The 17,708-nt window shown below is 73.4% G+C and carries 16 protein-coding genes; 5 read left to right on the top strand and 11 right to left on the bottom strand.

The genetic code is table 11. The features are described 5' to 3' along the window. Positions 1-18: 18 nt before the first annotated feature. The 6 genes from RWK90_RS11395 to RWK90_RS11370 all read right to left on the bottom strand — a co-directional run bounded on the left by RWK90_RS11395 (position 19) and on the right by RWK90_RS11370 (position 6,517). On the bottom strand, positions 19-657 hold the full coding sequence (locus tag RWK90_RS11395) for a dTMP kinase (protein WP_314037754.1): 639 nt from the start codon (positions 655-657) through the stop codon (positions 19-21). A gap of 26 nt (positions 658-683) precedes the next feature. After that, positions 684-2,150 (bottom strand): adenosylhomocysteinase, encoded by a 1,467-nt coding sequence (gene ahcY, locus RWK90_RS11390; RefSeq protein ID WP_314037753.1) that lies wholly within the window; start codon positions 2,148-2,150, stop codon positions 684-686. Positions 2,151-2,230: 80 nt separating this feature from the next. Next, positions 2,231-3,448, bottom strand: a complete 1,218-nt coding sequence (gene manA / locus RWK90_RS11385; RefSeq protein ID WP_314037752.1) for a mannose-6-phosphate isomerase, class I — start codon at positions 3,446-3,448, stop codon at positions 2,231-2,233. Between the two features lie 4 nt (positions 3,449-3,452). After that, positions 3,453-4,547, bottom strand: a complete 1,095-nt coding sequence (locus RWK90_RS11380; protein ID WP_314037751.1) for a hypothetical protein — start codon at positions 4,545-4,547, stop codon at positions 3,453-3,455. Then, positions 4,540-5,916 (bottom strand): phosphomannomutase/phosphoglucomutase, encoded by a 1,377-nt coding sequence (locus tag RWK90_RS11375; protein WP_314037750.1) that lies wholly within the window; start codon positions 5,914-5,916, stop codon positions 4,540-4,542. Before RWK90_RS11375 ends, RWK90_RS11380 begins: the two co-directional genes overlap by 8 nt. 94 nt (positions 5,917-6,010) lie before the next feature. Further along, a complete protein-coding gene (locus tag RWK90_RS11370) occupies positions 6,011-6,517 on the bottom strand; it encodes a DUF3499 domain-containing protein (protein WP_314037749.1) in 507 nt (168 codons plus the stop codon). A gap of 191 nt (positions 6,518-6,708) precedes the next feature. Here RWK90_RS11370 and RWK90_RS11365 point away from each other — a divergent pair, with 191 nt between their 5' ends. Continuing rightward, positions 6,709-7,230, top strand: a complete 522-nt coding sequence (locus tag RWK90_RS11365) for a metallopeptidase family protein (RefSeq protein WP_396230334.1) — start codon at positions 6,709-6,711, stop codon at positions 7,228-7,230. Between the two features lie 493 nt (positions 7,231-7,723). On the opposite strand, the gene RWK90_RS11360 is transcribed toward RWK90_RS11365, so the two are convergent. Beyond that, positions 7,724-8,035, bottom strand: coding sequence for a WhiB family transcriptional regulator (locus tag RWK90_RS11360; protein WP_314037748.1), 312 nt, complete (start codon positions 8,033-8,035; stop codon positions 7,724-7,726). A 450-nt stretch (positions 8,036-8,485) separates the two neighbouring features. Here RWK90_RS11360 and RWK90_RS11355 point away from each other — a divergent pair, with 450 nt between their 5' ends. Next, positions 8,486-9,586 (top strand): 2-phospho-L-lactate transferase CofD family protein, encoded by a 1,101-nt coding sequence (locus RWK90_RS11355; protein ID WP_314037747.1) that lies wholly within the window; start codon positions 8,486-8,488, stop codon positions 9,584-9,586. Continuing rightward, positions 9,583-11,007: a coenzyme F420-0:L-glutamate ligase gene (locus RWK90_RS11350; RefSeq protein ID WP_396230326.1), complete on the top strand. Its 1,425-nt coding sequence runs from the start codon at positions 9,583-9,585 to the stop codon at positions 11,005-11,007. Before RWK90_RS11355 ends, RWK90_RS11350 begins: the two co-directional genes overlap by 4 nt. Positions 11,008-11,053: 46 nt before the next feature. Here RWK90_RS11350 and RWK90_RS11345 read toward each other — a convergent pair whose 3' ends face one another. Together RWK90_RS11345 and RWK90_RS11340 are read right to left on the bottom strand one after the other, a co-directional pair. Then, positions 11,054-12,169 carry a sugar phosphate nucleotidyltransferase gene (locus tag RWK90_RS11345; protein WP_396230325.1) on the bottom strand — a complete coding sequence of 372 codons (1,116 nt, stop codon included), beginning with the start codon at positions 12,167-12,169 and terminating at the stop codon, positions 11,054-11,056. Between the two features lie 107 nt (positions 12,170-12,276). Then, positions 12,277-13,155, bottom strand: coding sequence for a glycosyltransferase family 2 protein (locus tag RWK90_RS11340; protein WP_314037746.1), 879 nt, complete (start codon positions 13,153-13,155; stop codon positions 12,277-12,279). Positions 13,156-13,270: 115 nt separating this feature from the next. Between RWK90_RS11340 and RWK90_RS11335 the strand changes: the two genes are divergently transcribed. Further along, positions 13,271-14,842 carry an LCP family protein gene (locus RWK90_RS11335; RefSeq protein WP_396230324.1) on the top strand — a complete coding sequence of 524 codons (1,572 nt, stop codon included), beginning with the start codon at positions 13,271-13,273 and terminating at the stop codon, positions 14,840-14,842. Between the two features lie 67 nt (positions 14,843-14,909). Continuing rightward, entirely contained in the window at positions 14,910-15,596 is a 687-nt protein-coding gene (locus RWK90_RS11330) for a TIGR03089 family protein (protein WP_314037744.1), read from the top strand. Between the two features lie 135 nt (positions 15,597-15,731). Here the strand turns inward: RWK90_RS11330 and RWK90_RS11325 are convergent, their stop codons facing one another. Together RWK90_RS11325 and purE are read right to left on the bottom strand one after the other, a co-directional pair. Then, the gene (locus RWK90_RS11325; protein WP_314037743.1) at positions 15,732-16,901 is read right to left on the bottom strand and encodes an acyl-CoA dehydrogenase family protein; all 1,170 of its coding nucleotides are present in this window, start codon (positions 16,899-16,901) and stop codon (positions 15,732-15,734) included. Positions 16,902-17,185: 284 nt separating this feature from the next. Further along, positions 17,186-17,698 (bottom strand): 5-(carboxyamino)imidazole ribonucleotide mutase, encoded by a 513-nt coding sequence (purE, locus tag RWK90_RS11320; RefSeq protein ID WP_314037742.1) that lies wholly within the window; start codon positions 17,696-17,698, stop codon positions 17,186-17,188. Between the last annotated feature and the right edge of the window lie 10 nt (positions 17,699-17,708).

Genomic DNA, 17,708 nt, shown 5'->3' with positions numbered 1-17,708 from the left:
GGGTGGGGGGTCGAACCGTCACCGGTCGGCGACGAGGTCGGCCAGTTCCGGGACCGCGGGGTCCCCGTCGAGAACGCGCCACGGCGAACGCCACGCGGAGGCGGCGAGGCGTCGGTAGACGTCCCCCGTGGCCGCCTGCAGGGCCGCGTCGCGCTCGTAACGGTCGCGGGCGCGTCCCGGGTCGGCGGCCTCCCGGGACCCGGCCCGCTCGGCGGCCACCCCGACCGGGGTGTCGAGCAGCAGCTGCAGGTGCGGCAGCGGCAGGCCGAGCCTGTCGAACTCGAGTGCGCCGATCCACTCGACGACCTCGGTCTCGCGCTCCGCTCCGAGCCGGGCGGCGGTGTACGCGGCGTTGGAGGCCACGAACCGGTCCAGCAGGACGACGTCGTGATCGCGCGCGAGCCGCTCGAGCTCCGCACGGGCCGCGTGACGGTCCAGCGCGAACAGCAGCGCCATCGCGTGGGGCGAGTCCGCCGCGCCGGCCTGGCCGCCGTGTAGGGCGTCGGCGGCCAGGTCGGCGTGCAGGGTGCCGTAGCGCGGGAAGGCCAGTCGGCCGACCGAGAGCCCGCGGGCGTCGAGTTCGGCCTCGAGGGCCGTCGTCAGCGTGTTCTTGCCCGCGCCGTCGAGGCCCTCGACGACCACCAGCCGCGCGTTCACCGGCCGTCCCCTCCCCGGGTGGGCGATCAGTAGCGGTAGTGGTCGGGCTTGAAGGGGCCCTCCACGTCGACGCCGATGTACTCGGCCTGGTCCTTGGCCAGTCGGGTCAGGGTGCCACCGAGGGCCTCGACGTGCAGTCGCGCGACCTTCTCGTCGAGGATCTTGGGCAGCAGGTGCACGCCGATCGGGTACTGCTCGGCCTTGGTGAACAGCTCGATCTGGGCGATCACCTGGTCGGAGAAGCTGTTGGACATCACGAACGACGGGTGCCCGGTGGCGTTGCCCAGGTTGAGCAGGCGCCCCTCGGAGAGCACGATGATCGAGCGCCCGTCGGAATCGAAGACGAACTCGTCGACCTGCGGCTTGATGTTGATGCGGGTGACGCCCTCGGCGGACTCCAGCCCGGCCATGTCGATCTCGTTGTCGAAGTGGCCGATGTTGCCCAGGATGGCCTTGTTCTTCATCCGCGTCATGTGCTCGAAGGTGATGATGTCCTTGTTGCCCGTGGCGGTGATGACGATGTCGGCATCGGCGATGGCCTGGTCGACGGTGACCACGTCGAACCCGTCCATCATCGCCTGCAGCGCGTTGATCGGGTCGATCTCGGTGACCTGCACGCGCGCGCCCTGGCCGGCCAGCGCCTCCGCGCAGCCCTTGCCCACGTCGCCGTAACCGCACACCAGTGCCTTCTTGCCGCCGATCAGGGCGTCGGTGCCGCGGTTGATGCCGTCGAGCAGCGAGTGGCGGGTGCCGTACTTGTTGTCGAACTTGCTCTTGGTGACCGCGTCGTTGACGTTCATCGCCGGGAACGGCAGCACGCCTTCCGCATGGAAGTGGTACAGCCGGTGCACGCCGGTGGTGGTCTCCTCGGTCACGCCCTTGACCGACTCCGCGATGGCGGTGTACTTGCCCGGGTTGGCCGGAACCGACTCACGCAGCAGCGCGTGGAAGACCTTCTCCTCGGCCGACCAGGACGAGTCGTCGGACGGCACCGCCCCGGCCTGCTCGAACTCCTTGCCCTTGATGACGAGCATGGTGGCGTCGCCACCGTCGTCGAGGATCATGTTGGGGGTCGTGCCCGGCCACGTCATGATCTGCTCGGTGCACCACCAGTACTCGGTCAGGGTCTCGCCCTTCCAGGCGAACACCGGCACGCCGCGGGGCGCCTCGGGGGTGCCCTCGGGCCCCACCACCACGGCGGCGGCGGCCTCGTCCTGCGTGGAGAAGATGTTGCACGACGCCCACCGCACCTCGGCACCCAGCGCCGTCAGCGTCTCGATCAGCACGGCGGTCTGCACCGTCATGTGGATCGACCCGGCGATCCGGGCGCCGGCCAGGGGCTGCTCGGCCGCGTACTCCTCGCGCAGCGCCATCAGGCCGGGCATCTCGTGCTCGGCCAGACGGATCTGCTTGCGCCCCGCCTCCGCCAGCGACAGATCCGCCACCTTGAACTCGACACCATTGACGGACTGAACCTGCAGATCAGCGGACATGTGCTTCAACCAGCTCCTCATCGACTCTCGAAAGACCTCGCCCCACACTAGCGGCAGGACCTACCGCTGCGTCGGTCCCGTCACGGGTCGCCGACGCGCGTGCGGAACACGGTGGCCCCGTCGACGCTGTGCAGGCAGACCCGGGACGCCGACGCCGGCACCCACACGGCCCGTCCGGGCCGGAGTGTCTCCGCGGCGCCGTCCTCGTCGACGAGCGCCTCGCCCTCGGTGCACAGCAGCACCTCGGGCCCGGCGGGATGCCAGGTGACGGCCCGGTCCGGGGCGAGGTCGATGCGGGACAGGGCGAAGTCGGGCTCGGGGGTGGGGTAGTCGACCTCGTCGGGGATATCGCGTCCGGCGGGGACCGCCCCGACCGTGGGGTCGGCCAGCGGGGCGAACTCCAGCACCCGCATCAACTCGGGCACGTCGACGTGCTTGGGCGTCAGGCCACCGCGCAGGACGTTGTCGGAGTTGGCCATGACCTCCACGCCGACCCCGCGCAGGTAGGCGTGCAGCTGACCGGGCCCCAGGTAGACGGCCTGGCCCGGCTGCAGGATCACGCGGTTGAGGAGCAGCGCGCCGAGGACCCCGGGGTCCGTCGGGTACCGCTCGGCGAGTTCGGCGACGGTCGTCGCGACGGGCGCCCAGTGCCCGTCGACCCCGTGCTCGGTCAGATACGCCACGGCCTGCGCGACGAGGTCGGCCACGACGTCGGTCAGCGCGATGTGCGGCATCGTGACGAAGGTGGTGAAGACCGCTCGGAGGCCCTCGGCGTCGGGCTGCCCGGCGAGCATGTCGCGGTACGGCCTCAGCGCGACGACGTCGAACGCGTCGAGCAGGGCGATGGTCTGGGCGACCGGCCGGAATCCGACCAGGGCGTGGAACTCGGTCAGCGCGACGAGGATCTCGGGCTTGTGGTTGACGTCGCGATAGTTGCGGTCGGCGGCGTCGACGGCGATGCCCCGCGCGTTCTCGGCGGCATATCCCTCCTGCGCCTTCTCCGGCGACGGGTGGGCCTGCAGGGACAGCGCCTGCTCGGCGGAGAGCAGCTTGACGAGGAACGGCAGCCCCCCGCCGTACTCGGCCACGACGCGCTCCCCCAGCTCCCGCGCGGGGTCCGCGGCGATGCGGGCGTCGAGGGCCCGGCCGTCGGCGCACAGCGAGGAGCCCGAGTCGTGGGCCCCGAACCAGTGCTCGGCCACGGGGTGGGGCGCCGGCGACCGCGTCCCGCAGAGCTCGGGGAGCGCCGTCCGTGAACCCCAGGCGTAGGCCTGGACCACCGGTTCCAATGCGACCACGGCCCTACAGACCTCCGACGAGGAGGTAGGCGGCGGACAGTTCCGTGCGGGCCATGTGCGCGGCCACCTTTCCGCTCAACGGGGCCGGGGCGTCGCCGGCCGTGTCCCGACCACGGTCGGTGATCCACTCGACATCCGCGAGCGGGCCCGCGGCCAGCCGGACGATGTCCTCGTCCGCGTTCATCACCATACCGAGGTATCGCGTCCGGTGGTCCTGACGCGGCCCATCCAGTTCCTCGTCGTGGAAGAGGTCCGCCAGCGGGTCGACCGGGGGCCGTCCCTGGGCGCGTTCGGCGTCGGCGCGGACCGCGTCGCCGACCGAGAAGGACGCGGTGATCCGGCCCGCGTCGCCGAACGCGGCGACCGCCCGGTCACAGCAGGCCGCGGACACCGCGTCGGCGTGGATCCACACCAGGGGGTCGCGACCCGCGACCGAGGTGGCGAGCAGCTTGGCGGGGTTGACCGGGGTCGCCAGCTCGGGGCCGATCCCCTCGAGTTCCACGTCCACCGCGTCGGCGGCCCCGCCCACGTCGAGCCCCCGCGCGCCGAGGGCGCTGAGGACGGCCATCCCGGCCGCGAGGTGACGCAGCACGCCACGGTGCGGCGGGAGGTACGGCAACGGTTCGATCCACGCGGCCCGCCCGCGACCGGCCTCGGCGACGGGCCCCTCACGGGGGACGTCCACGACCACCGCGGCGCCCCGACCGGCGGCGGCCTCGATCGCCAGTGCGAGCTGCGGGTCGCCGGCGTCGTCCCCGGAGACGAGGACCGCGTCGAGGGCCCCGACCCAGGCGGGCAGGGTGCGGGCGAGGACGAGTGGCGGGACCGCGGGACCGCCGACGGCCTCGGCGAGCGCGACCACGACACCGGCCGCCTGTCGCGCACGGTCGGACCGCCCCGACACCCAGACGATCGCCCGGGGGCGGAAGCCGACGAGTCCGTCGAGCGCGCCGCCCTCGACGGCGGTGGCCACGGCACGTAGCTGCGCACCGGCCATCGACGCGTGGAGCAGCGCGCCCGTCGCGTCGGCGGCGCGCAGTGCGTCCGGGTCGTCGAGGTCGACCCGGCCGGCGCCGGTGTCGCTGCTCAGGTCAGGCACGGACGATCGCGAGGACCTCGTCGACCACCGCGTCGACGCCGTCCTTGGTCGGCGCCTCGGCGTTGAGGCGGAGCAGCGGCTCGGTATTGGAGGCGCGCAGGTTGAACCACGAGCCGGCGCCGAGGTCCACGGTGACGCCGTCCAGACGGTCGACCGAGACCGCGCGGTCGGCGAACGCCTCGACGACCGCTTCCATCCGCTCGGTCTGCGCCTCGGCCGAGTCGAGGGTGGAGTTGATCTCGCCAGAGGCGGCGTACCGGGTGTACTCGGCCATGAGCTCGGAGAGCGTCCCTCCCTGCCCGCCGAGGGCGGCCAGCACGTGCATTGCGGCCAGCATCCCCGAGTCGGCGCCCCAGAAGTCCCGGAAGTAGTAGTGCGCCGAGTGCTCGCCGCCGAAGACGGCACCGGTGTCGGCCATCTGCGCCTTGATGAAGCTGTGGCCCACGCGGGTGCGGACGGCGACGCCACCCTTCTCCTCGACGAGTTCGGGCACGGCCCGCGACGTGATGAGGTTGTAGATGATCGACGAACCGGGCTCCTTGGCCAGCTCGCGCGCGGCCACGAGGGCGGTGATGGCGGACGGTGCGACCGGCTCGCCGCGCTCGTCCACGACGAAGCAGCGGTCCGCGTCACCGTCGAAGGCCAGCCCGATGTCGGCCCCGCTCTCGCGCACCAGGGCCTGGAGGTCGACGAGGTTGGCCGGCTCGAGGGGATTGGCCTCGTGGTTGGGGAAGTTCCCGTCGAGCTCGAAGTACAGCGGCACGATCTCCAGGGGCAGGCCGCCCAGGACCGCGGGGACGGTGTGGCCGCCCATGCCGTTGCCCGCGTCCACCGCGACCTTGAGGGGACGGATGCCGGACAGGTCGACCAGCCCGCGCAGGTAGTCGCCGTACCCCTCGAGCACGTCGCGCTCCGTGACCCGGCCGGCGTCACCGTCGTACGCGGGGACACCGTCGACGATCTCGTCGGCGATCGTCCGGAGCCCGGACTCCTGCCCCACCGGCTTGGCCCCCGCGCGGCACAGCTTGATGCCGTTGTACGCGGCGGGGTTGTGGCTGGCGGTGAACATGGCGCCGGGGCACTCGAGCAGGCCCGAGGCGAAGTAGAGCTGGTCGGTGGAGGCCAGACCGATCATCACCACGTCAAGCCCCTGGGCGGTCACCCCGTCCGCGAAGGCCGCGGACAGACCCGGTGACGAGTCCCGCATGTCGTGGCCGATCACGACCGTCTCCGCGCCCTCGGAACGCATCAGACGAGCGAACGACGCACCGACCTCGTTGACGAAGCCCTCGTCGATCTGCTCGCCGACGACGCCTCGGACGTCGTAGGCCTTGATGACTGCTCGGACGGACTCGGCGCTGCGTGCCACGTGCTGCTCCAGGGGTGTGAGACGGGGTCGGTCGGGGTCTTCACGAGACACTACCCGCGGCGGTCACACGGCGGACCGACCTGCGGGCGCCGGGTCAGCGGAGTCGCGGACCCGTGCCGTCGACGCCGTCCGCGTGCCGGTCCGCCTCGTCCTCGGGCGTGGCGGGCACGGCGGGGACCACCCGCAGGTGGGGGCGGCCGGAGCCGGCCACCGGGCCGGGCGTCGGGAGCGGGTCGGCATCGGCCAGCGCGCGGTCCAGGGCGGGTCCGGGATCGGCCACACCGAGTCGGCGCAGACGCTCCGCGTCGACAAGGACCGCGCCCGTCCGACGCCCGCCGACCGGGCCACCGGTGACGGCGTCGAGCAGCGCGGTGAGATCGGAGTCCTCCGCCGAGGTGTCGAGATCCGGGTGACGGACCAGATCCCATCCACGGGGGGCGGTGATGCGCAGAGCGTGCACGGCACAGAGGTCCCAGGCGTGCGGCTCTTGCACGGCGGGCAGCGGCCCGATGACCGCGGTGGAGTCCGCGTAGACGTAGGTGAGCGTGGCGACCGCACGGTTGGGACATCCCGGGCGGCAGCATCGACGGTTCTCACTCACGAGGCCCCAGCGTAGCCCCGTCGGCCGGCCGGGTGGGCCGCGACCCGCCCACCGCGCCGGGACACGCCCCGCCCGGTGCGGTCCGACGCGGCCGCCGCCGGCGGGGCTATCCTCGCGCCATGACCCCGACCGCCCCGGTACCAGGACGGCCGCCCACCGGGACCGCGATCCCGGGGGCCGGCCAGTCCGACGTGGCCGCGGGCAGCCGGATCTCCGTGCGGGATTTCCCCGGCGACCCGGGACGCCGCGGGCCCCGCGTGGTGACCTCCCGCCGTGCGGACCGCCGCGGCCACGGCCCGCGGGGGCCGATCCTGCCGCCCGAGGTCCCGCGCTGGCGCAGCCGGTCCGCCGAGTTCGACGCCGCCGCACTCGAGGCGTTCGCCGAGATCGACCAGCACTGGCACGCCCAGCTCGTACACCTGGACCTCGCCGTGGACATGGTGCCGCGCATGCGGCTGCGGCCCGGGGAGTCCTGGCCCGAGGAGGTCGTCGCGGACGGGGACGTCCCCCTCGCGCGCCTCGTCCCCGCGGGCGTGGACCGGTCGGGGCAGCCGACCCGTGCTCGGCTGGTGCTGTTCCGCAAGCCGCTGACCCGGCGCGCCCCGGAGGGCGACGATCTGCGGGATCTCATCTATTCGGTGCTGGTGGAGCTGGTCTCCCAGCATCTCGAGATCTCGCCCGACGAGGTCGAGGCGGGCCCGGACGACCACTGAACCGGCCCGCCCCGGCGTGATACCGCCGCCTCGGCGCACCGGCTGACCGTTTCGCACCCGCGGTGGCCGCCGGCGGGCAACGCGCCATCGCATCCGCTCTCAGGTGCGCTGCCTCTGTGGCTTACGCGCCCTCGATGGACCACACCGCCAGCGCAACCCCGCCGCGAGCGTGCATCCTGCCAGCGCGGATCAGACAGGCAGCACAGGTCGGGGCAGTCGCGCTGTGAATCGGTCCGCCGCGGGGGCAGGGCCGGCGGACGCCGGCGCATGCGGGCAGCCCGGTGACGGTCCCGCCGAGGCCGGTGAGGGCCGGACGGGGCGGCGCCGCGACCCCGCGGGCACCCCGAAATGGGCGGACCGCCCGGCGAGTGCGGTCGGAGACGACGCCGCGCGGGGCGGTCAGGGTTGCAGGTGGCGCGGAATGCAGGGTGGCGCGGGTTCGCGGGGCGGCGCGGACTCCCTGGGGCGGCGCGGGCGGATCACACCGCCCGGATCACATGACAGCGTCGCGCTTGATGCGTCGCCGCTCGCGCTCGGACAACCCGCCCCAGATGCCGAACCGCTCGTCGTTGGCCAGTGCGTACTCGAGGCACTCCGCCTTGACCTCGCATCCGGTGCAGATCTTCTTGGCCTCGCGCGTCGAGCCGCCCTTCTCGGGGAAGAACGCCTCGGGATCGGTCTGCGCGCACAGGGCCCGGTCCTGCCAGCTCTCCTGCTCGTCCTCGATGAACAGGCCGGAGACACCGAGGTCGACCAGGGCCAGCTCGGGTCCCGCGACGGTGCGTGACTGTCGATCCACGGTCATCCCTTCGTGTTGCGTTTTTGTGCGGAGGTCCGCGCTGGAGCGCCCGTCGCAGGCGCGATCATGAGGGGCGTCATGGTCCCGGCGCCGGTCCGGGGGCCGTCACGTCGTTTTACCGTCACCCACCAGGGAATGACACTCCTGTGATTACACACATGCAAGCCGCGCAGGTCAAGCGAAATCGGTGAGAGCTACCATTTTCGCCTCCGGCTATGACCGGCGACACGCCGCCGCGGATGTGGCATGGGGCACACGTCGCCCCGGCTCCCGAGCCACGGCGGGCAGGCACCCGAACCGCAGCGGGCAGGCACCCGAGCCACGGCGGGCAGGCTCCCGAACCACAGCGGGCCGGCACCCCGGCCGAGCCGGGCGACGAGCCGCGCGACGAGGCGGGCGGCCGCTGGCGTGGCCCACCGGGCCCGCTCCCCCGGCCGCGTCACTACTCTCGTCACCGTGAAGATCTGTGTTCTGGCCGGCGGCGTCGGTGGCGCCCGTTTCCTCCTCGGCGCCCGCCGACTGCTCGGACTGGACGAGGTCGCGGCCCGCGCCGACTCCCCCCACCGTATCGACGCGGTGGTCAACGTCGGCGACGACGCCTGGATGCACGGCGTCCGGATCTGCCCCGACCTCGACACGTGCATGTACACCCTCGGCGGGGGCATCGATCCCGAGCGCGGCTGGGGCCACGCCGGCGAGACGTGGAACTGCCGGGACGAGCTCGCGGCCTACGGCGTCCAGCCCGACTGGTTCGGCCTCGGCGACAAGGACCTCGCCACCCACCTCGTGCGCACCCAGATGCTCGACGCGGGCTACCGCCTCACCGATGTCACCGAGGCCCTGTGCGCCCGCTGGTCCCCCGGGGTGAGACTGCTGCCCGTCACCGACGACCGCTGCGAGACCCACGTCGTCGTGACCGACGCCGCCGGCGGCGCGCAGGGCGGAACCGGCGCGAACGGCGAAATCGGCGCGGACGGCGGGGCCGGCGCGGAGGGCGCGAGCGGATCCCCCGCCGGCTCGCGCGCGATCCACTTCCAGGAGTGGTGGGTCAAGCACCGGGCGCAACTGCCGCCCTCCGGCTTCGTGCAGATCGGCGCGGATTCCGCCACCCCCACTCCCGAGGTCCTCGAGGCCATCGAGACGGCGGACCTCGTCGTCGTCGCCCCTTCCAACCCCGTGGTCTCCGTCGGCGCGATCCTCGCGGTACCCGGGATGCGCGCCGCGCTGCGCTCCACCCCCGCGCCCGTCGTGGGCGTCAGCCCGATCATCGGCGGCGCGGTCCTGCGCGGCATGGCCGACGCGTGTCTCACCGCGATCGGCGTCGAGACCTCGGCCACCGAGGTCGCGCGCCACTACGGCGCGCGCTCGGGCACCGGGCTCCTCGACGGCTGGCTGGTTGCCCCCGGGGACGGCCCCACCGACGGCTCCGGCGCCGTCGACGGCGTCACCGTCCGCGAGGTGCCGCTGCTCATGACCGACCCCGACGCCACGGCGGACATGCTCGCCGCCGCGATCGACCTGGCCGGCCTCGAGGTCCCCCGGCGGGGCGCGCGGTGACCGACGGCGCCGTCCCCGAGATCCGCCGCCGCACCATCGAGCACGCGGCCCCCGCCGACGTGAGGATGTGGGCACCCGACGGCCTGCCCGAGTTCCGCCCCGGCGACGACCTCGCCCGCGTACTCGCCGACGCGCTCACCGCCGACCCGCACGGCCTCGTCGACGGCGACGTCGTGGTCCTCACCTCGAAGGTCCTGTCCAAGGTCGAGGGCCGGATCGTGGCCGCCCCCACCGACCCCGAGCAGCGCGACGCCCTGCGGCGGAGGCTCGTCGACGCCGAGTCCGTGCGCGTCGTGGCGCGCGTCAACCGCACCCTCATCACCGAGAACCGGCTGGGCATCGTGCAGGCCGCCGCGGGGGTGGACGGCTCGAACGTCGACGCGCGCGAACTCGCCCTCCTGCCCGAGGACCCCGACGCCTCCGCCGCGGACCTCGCCCGGGGGCTGCGCGACCTGACCGGCGCGCGAGTGGCCGTGGTCGTCACCGACACCATGGGCCGCGCGTGGCGGACGGGGCAGATCGACATGGCCATCGGCGCCGCCGGACTGCGCGTGTCGGTGGGTTACGACGGCGCGGTCGACCGCCAGGGCAACGAGCTGCTCGTCACCGACGTCGCCGTGGCCGACGAGATCGCCTCGGCCGCCGACCTCGTCAAGGGCAAGCTCGGGGCCCGTCCCGTCGCCGTGGTGCGGGGCGTGGGCCACCTCCTGGTGGACGACGAGGGCGACGACGACGAGGTGGACGTCCCCCGGCGGGCCCGGGACCTGGTCAGACACGGCTCGTCGGATCTGTTCCGGTTGGGCACCGCCGAGGCGCTGGCGCAGGGGCGACGCGAGGCCGTCCCGGCCCGTCGCTCGGTGCGCCGCTTCTCGGACGAACCCGTGCCCGCCGTCGCGCTGGCCGAGGCCGTGGCCGACGCCCTCACCGCGCCGGCGCCGCACCACAGCACGCCGATCCGGTTCGTCCGCGTCGCGGGCGACGCGCGCACGCGGCTGCTCGACGCGCTGCGTGCGGACTGGGAACGGGACCTGCGCGCCGACGGGCACACCGGCGAGGTCCTCGCGCGGCGGCTCGCCCGCGGCGACCTGCTGCGCACGAGCCCCGAGCTGATCGTGCCGTTCGTCGACGACGCCGCCGGTGCCCACGACTACCCCGACGCCCGGCGCGCGGCCTGCGAGGAGACCATGTTCACGGTCGCGGGCGGCGCGGCGGTGCAGTCCCTGCTCGTCGCGCTGGCCGCGCGGGGCCTCGGGTCGTGCTGGGTGGGCTCGACGATCTTCGCCGCCGACACCACGCGCCGCGAGCTGGGCCTGCCGGCATCCTGGCGGCCGCTGGGCGCGGTCGCGGTGGGGTTCCCGGCCGAGCCGGTCCCGTCGCGCGAGCCGCGCCCGGCCGGGGACGCCTTCCTCACGGTGGAGTAGCCGCCGCCCGGCCGGGGGGGCGGTCACATGCCGGTGCCGGGGGCGGTCACATGTCGGTGGAGTAGCGGATCCCGCCGTCCGGGATCTGGACGCCCGGCCACACGCGCGCCCCGCGCAGGAGCTCGCAGCGGGCACCGACCACGGCGCCGTCACCGATCACGCCGTCACGCACCAGGGCCCGGTGGCCGATTCGCGCCCCGAACCCGATGATCGACCGCTCGACGGTCGCGCCGGCCTCGATGCGCGCGCCGTCGAAGACCACCGCGCCGTCCAGGCGGGCCCCGGCGCCGATCTCGGCGCCCCGGCCCACGACCGTCCCGCCGACGAGCACCGCGCCCGCCCCGACCCCGGCGCCCTCGTGGACGAGAGCCTCCCCCGCGTGGCCGTCCAGCGCGGGCGACGGGGCGATGCCGCGCACCAGGTCCGAGGAGCCGCGGACGAAGTCCTCGGGGGTGCCCATGTCGCGCCAGTAGGCCGAGTCCACGAAGCCGTAGACGCGCCGACCCTCGCCCAGCAGCTGGGGGAACGTCTCGCGCTCCACCGAGACCGGCTGGCCCGCGGGGATCTGCTCGATGAGCTCGCGGCGGAAGACGTAGCAGCCGGCGTTGATCTGGTCGGTCGGCGGATCCTGCGTCTTCTCGAGGAACTCCTGCACGCGGCCGTCGGCGTCGGTGGTGACACAGCCGAAGGCGCGCGGGTCCGAGACCCGCACGAGGTGCATGGTCAGATCGGCGTCCTTGGCGCGGTGCAGGGCCAGGATGTCCCGCAGGTCCGTCCCGCCCAGCACGTCGCCGTTGAACACCATGACCGTCGAGGCGGTGAGCGCGGGCAGGACGTTGCGGATGCCACCGCCGGTGCCCAGCGGCTCGCTCTCCACCACGTAGGAGATGTCCAGGTCCAGGTCCGACCCGTCACCGAAGTGCTCCTCGAACACCTCCGCCTTGAACGACGTGCCCAGGACGACGCGGCGGATGCCCGCCGCGCGGATCCGCGAGAGCAGGTGGGTGAGGAACGGCAGGCCCGCCGTGGGCAGCATGGGCTTCGGCGCGGAGATCGTCAGCGGCCGCAGCCGGGTGCCCTTGCCGCCGACCAGCACCACCGCCTCGGTGTCGGCGATCAGGTCGTCGTCGGTCGTGGCGCTCCCGGTGGTCGTCGAGGTCACGATGCAGCTCCTGCGGTCGTCGGGCCCGGGGGCGGCGTTCGCGCCGCCCGCCGGGCGGCGGGTGGGTGTCGGTCGTTCGTCATCGGTCGGTTCCGCGCGCCGCGCGGTCAGCGGGCGGCGCGCCGGGCGGACCGGATCGCGAGGCGGCACCGGAGTTCCAGGCCCACCTTGAGGGCCCAGCGTATCGGTGCCTGCCAGGTCCGTGGGTGCCTGTCGGCCTGGAAGAGGTAGGCGCTGCGGTGGTGGGCGCGGAGGGTGAACTCGGGCACCGTCTTCGCCGCGTGACCCTGGTCGTGGTGGATGACGGCGTCCGGGACGTAGACGTTCTGCCACCCGGCCCTGCCGAGCCGGTCCCCCAGGTCCACGTCCTCGAGGTACATGAAGTAGCGCTCGTCGAACCCGCCGAGCGCGTCGAACGCCTCGCGGCGCAGCAGCAGGCAGGACCCGGACAGCCAGCCCGCGGTCCTCTCCGTCTCCATGTCCGCACCGTCGAGATAGTGGGCGGTCCACGGGTTCCCAGGCCACACCTGCCCCAGCAGTGCGTGACCGATCCCGGCGCCGAGTCGCGGCACCGACCGTGCCGACGGGTACACCGACCCGTCGGCCTCCGAGATCCGCGGACCGAACGCGGCCGCCCGGGGCCACCGCCGGGCGGCGGCGAGCAGGGCGTCCACCGACCCGGGCTCGAAGGTCACGTCGGGGTTGACCACCAGGACGAACTCCTGGTCGAAATCCTCCGGGCGGGCGGCGATCTCGGTCACCGCCCGGTTGATGGCGGTGCCGTAACCGAGGTTGCCCCCGGTGGGGAGGAACTCCGCGAAGCCGTGCTCGGCGGCGACCGCCTCGGGGACACCGTCGGTCGACCCGTTGTCCGCCATCACCAGCGCCACGGGCCGGGAGGTGGCCCCCGGAAGGGTCTCGACGAAGCTTCGGAGGTGGTCGCCCGGCGAGTACGTCACCGTCACGACGGGTAGTCGGGTCGTCACGCGCAACACCCTACGACGCGGCCCGTCGATTCCGGCGCCCGGCGCGCGGCGCGGTACCGTGGGATGATCGTCGGCGGCCTCGAGCGGCCCCGTTATCCGAGGACAAGGACGGTGGATGAGCGCCGAGCTGCCAGTGTCTCCCCGTCGCGCCCACAGCCGGGCGCGGGGCAGGCGCCACGCCACCCCCGCACGTCCGGTGGCCGCCCGTATCGGTCGCGTGTTCGCCGCACTCGTCTCGGCCGTGTGCCTGGTCGTCACCGGTGTCGGCTGGTCGCTCGTCAACGGCCTCAGCGCCGACCTGTCCTCGGCCGGGGGCCTGGACGTGGGCGACGGCGGGCTCGACGGCGCGGTGGACATCCTGCTGGTCGGCACCGACAACCGGACCGACGCCCAGGGCAACCCGCTCAGCCAGGAGGAACTGGCCACCATCCGCACCGGCGAGGAGGACGGGGAGAACACCGACACGATCCTGCTCGTCCGCATCCCCGAGGACGGCAGCTCGGCCACGGCGATCTCCATCCCCCGTGACGTCTACGTGGAGACCAGCACCGTCGGCGGCAGCAAGATCAACGGCGTGTACGCGGCCAACAAGAACGCCTACCTCGACCGGGCCGTCGCCTCGGACCCCGAGGGCGCGCTCACCGAGGACGACCAGCGCGCCGCCGTCGAGGCGGGCCGCAACGGTCTGATCAACGCCGTCGGCGACCTCACCGGCGTGCGGGCGGACCACTACGCGGAGATCGGACTGCTCGGCTTCGTCCTCCTCACCGACGCGGTCGGCGGTGTGCCCGTGTGCCTCAACGCACCCGTCAACGAGCCGTTGTCCGGCGCGAACTTCGACGCGGGCGTGCAGACCGTGTCCGGTTCGGACGCGCTGAGCTTCGTCCGCCAGCGCCACGATCTGCCGGCCGGCGACCTCGACCGCATCGTCCGCCAGCAGGCGTTCATGTCCCAGCTCGTCAAGAAGATCCTCTCGGCCGGGACACTTACCGACCCCACCAAGCTCTCCGCGCTGGTCGACGCCGCCAAGCGGTCCTTCGTCATCGACGAGAACTGGGACTTCGTCGACTTCGCCCTCAAGCTCCAGGACATCAGCGGCGGCAACGTCCGCTTCGAGACCATCCCCGTCACCAGCATCGACTCGTTCACCGAGTGGGGCGAGTCCATCGTCACCGCCGACCCCGCCCAGGTGTCGGAGTTCGTCGCGGGCTTCGCCAGCACCGAGGGCGACGAGGAGGCCCCCGAGGGCGACGCCGACGCCCCCGCCCCGGGCGGCCCCGGCGTCGACCCCGCGTCCGTCGCGGTGTCGGTGGTCAACACCACCGCGATCGACGGGCTGGCCGCCCGCGTCTCCGGCGCCCTCACCGAACTGGGCTACATGACCGGTGACCTGCTCACCGACCCCGCCGCCGCCTACACCTCGCACGTCGCGGCGGGCTCCGCCGACGACCCCGCCGCGTTCGCCGTCTCCGACGCGCTCGGCGGCCTGCCGGTCCAGGTGGACCCCGCGCTCCCCGCCGGCACCGTCCGCGTGGTGCTGGCCGACGACTACAGCGGCCCCACCGGGGAGGCCGCCGCCACCGAGTCCTACTCCCCCGCCACCACCACCTACGCGCCGCTGCCGCCCTCCATCGCCCAGCGGCCGACCTTCGACGCGGGCGGCACGGACGTACCCTGCGTGAACTGACCCCCGAGGCCCGGCGAGCCCGCCACGGCGCCGGGCCGACCACCCCACGACGCCAGGAGGCCCCCGAGTGAAGACCGCCGCAGACACCGTCCTCCAGCCCCAGCTCGCGCTCGACCCCGGGGCGCCGATGGTCACCCACTACGACCAGTCCGCCCCCTCCCGCATCGAACTCTCGGTCACCTCGACCGCGAACTGGGCGGCGAAGATCGCGGGACTGCTCCGCGACGAGCTCGGCGTGATGCCCGATGACGTGATCGTTCTGGACCTGCCCGCCCACTGGCTCACCGCCGGCGTCCTGCTGGGCGCCTGGTGGGCGGGCGCCGAGGTCCGCACAGGGCCGGCGGACGACGCCGTCGTCGTCGTCACCGTCCCCGATCGTCTCGACCGCCACCCCACCGGCGTCGAGACCCTCCTCATGACCACCGACCCGATGGGCCGCCCCCTGGCGGCCGCGGGCGTCGAGGTCCCGCCCGGCGTCACCGACCTCGCCGAGGCGTGCCGCATCCACCCCGACGCGTTCGTCCCCTCCGGCGGCGGGGCGCTCGCCCTGGACGGTGACCCGATCGACCGGTTGGCGTCCCCCGCGACGTCCGGACGGGCCCTGATCGCCGGACGCGGGCGCGAGGACGTCGTGGCCACTCTCGCGCGGGTGTTCGCCTCCGGCGGCACGGCCGTCCTGGTCACCGGGGCCAATGCCGACGACCCCGCCGTCGCCGGCATCGCGGAGACCGAACGCACCACGGTCACCCTGTAAAACGCGAAAATCCGCTACTCCCCCTCCGGATCCGCTACTCCCTCAGGGGTAGCGGATCCGGACTCGGAGTAGCGGATTCGGAGGGGCGGTGCGGCCGCCGCGGGCCGGGCCCGATCGGGCCCGACGCAGCTCGGCTCAGGCCAGGACCTGGCGGGCCATGACCATGCGGCAGACCTGGTTGGTGCCCTCGTAGATCTGGGTGATCTTGGCATCTCGCATCATGCGCTCGACCGGGAAGTCACGGGTGTAACCGGCGCCACCGAACAGCTGCACCGCGTTGGTGGTGACCTCCATGGCCACGTCCGAGGCGAAGGTCTTGGACGCCGCGGCCATGAAGCCCAGCTTCTCGCCACCGGGCGCGGAGCCGCGCTCGGCGTTGGCCGCGGCGGTGTAGACCATCAGACGCGCGGCCTGCACCTTCATCGCCATGTCGGCGAGCATGAACTGGGTGTTCTGGAAGTCCGAGATCGACTTGCCGAACTGCTTGCGCTCCTTGGTGTAGGCGATCGCCGCGTCCAGCGCACCCTGGGCGATGCCCACGGCCTGCGCGCCGATCGTCGGACGGGTGTGGTCCAGGGTCTGCAGCGCCGTCTTGAAGCCGGTGCCCGGCTCGCCGATGATCCGATCCCCCGGGATGCGGACGTTCTCGAAGTACAGCTCGGCGGTGGGCGAGCCCTTGATACCGAGCTTCTTCTCGGTCTTGGACACGCCGAAACCCTCGTCCTCGGCGTTGACCATGAACGCCGAGATGCCGCCGGCGCCCTTCTCCGGGTCGGTCACGGCCATGACGGTGTACCAGGTGGACTTGCCGCCGTTGGTGATCCACGCCTTGGAGCCGTTGAGGATCCAGTCGTCGCCGTCGGCCTTGGCGCGCGTGCGCATCGCGGCGGCATCCGAGCCGGCCTCGCGCTCGGACAGCGCGTAGGAGGCCATCTTGCCGCCCGCGATCTCGGGCAGGACCTTCTGCTTGAGCTCCTCGCCGCCGGCCAGGATCAGGCCCATGGTGCCGAGCTTGTTCACCGCGGGGATGAGCGAGGACGAACCGCAGACGCGGGCGACCTCCTCGATCACGATGCAGGCCGCGACCGAATCGGCGCCCTGGCCGCCGTACTCGTCCGGGACGTGGATCGCGTTGAAGCCCGAGGCGTTGAGCGCGTCGAGCGCCTCCTGCGGGAACCGCTCGCTCTCGTCGACGTCGGCGGCGTACGGCGCGATCTCCTTCTCCGAGAGCGCGCGGATCGCCGCGCGGAGCTCTTCGTGCTCCTCCGCCGGACGGTACAGGTCGAAGTCGGGGTTGCCGGACATGTGCGGGCCTCCAAGGGGAAATGGTCTGTGCTGGTCACGCGGCGGGCGCCGGTGTCCGGACATCGAGGTGGGCCGGACGCACGGTGGCGTCGGCTCGTGAGCGGTTCCGGGGCTGCACCCGAGCACTCAGGTTACCAGCGGCTAACTGGATTCCTCCCCCGTCGGCGACCCCACATTCCGCATCGCGGAACGCATGTGCGCTGACGGCGGCCCCTCCCGGGGTCTCGCGCACGGCCCGCGGGGGGCGGCCGCCTCGCGCACGGCCCGCGGGGCGGCCGCGGGCCTCAGCCGAGCAGGCGCTGACGAAGGGCCTCGTCCTTGCGCCCGACCATCGCCTCGAGCTCGGCCTGGAAGGCCTCCATCCGCTCGCGCAGCGCGGGGTCGGAGGCGGCCAGGATCCGCACCGCCAGCAGACCCGCGTTGCGGGCACCGCCGATGGAGACGGTCGCCACCGGCACGCCGGCCGGCATCTGCACGATCGACAGCAGCGAGTCCATGCCGTCGAGGTGCGCGAGCGGCACGGGCACGCCGATGACCGGCAACGCGGTGGCGGAGGCGACCATGCCCGGCAGATGGGCGGCACCGCCGGCGCCGGCGATCACCACACGGATACCCCGGCCGGCAGCCGAGCGGGCGTAGTCGAGCATCTTCTGCGGCGTGCGGTGAGCGGAGACGACCCCCACCTCGAAGGGGATCCCGAACTCGGCGAGGGCCTCGGCGGCCGCCTCCATGGTGGGCCAGTCGGAGTCGCTGCCCATGATGAGGCCGACCTGCGGCCCGTCCTGTCGCGCGGTCATCTCGTCGCCT

It is taken from the genome of Dietzia sp. CH92 (assembly GCF_032248695.1).
Classification (GTDB): Bacteria; Actinomycetota; Actinomycetes; order Mycobacteriales; family Mycobacteriaceae; genus Dietzia.
The sequence above is the reverse complement of the archived record's forward strand: the minus strand, read 5'-3'. Positions and strand labels throughout refer to the sequence as shown.

Bases quoted from the DNA above. Each gene is read 5' to 3' on its own strand.
- ahcY (WP_314037753.1), bottom strand. From the start codon at position 2,150: ATGTCCGCTGATCTGCAGGTTCAGTCCGTCAATGGTGTCGAGTTCAAG.
- RWK90_RS11360 (WP_314037748.1), bottom strand. From the start codon at position 8,035: ATGACCGTGGATCGACAGTCACGCACCGTCGCGGGACCCGAGCTGGCC.
- RWK90_RS11335 (WP_396230324.1), top strand. From the start codon at position 13,271: ATGAGCGCCGAGCTGCCAGTGTCTCCCCGTCGCGCCCACAGCCGGGCG.
- RWK90_RS11325 (WP_314037743.1), bottom strand. From the start codon at position 16,901: ATGTCCGGCAACCCCGACTTCGACCTGTACCGTCCGGCGGAGGAGCAC.
- purE (WP_314037742.1), bottom strand. From the start codon at position 17,698: ATGACCGCGCGACAGGACGGGCCGCAGGTCGGCCTCATCATGGGCAGC.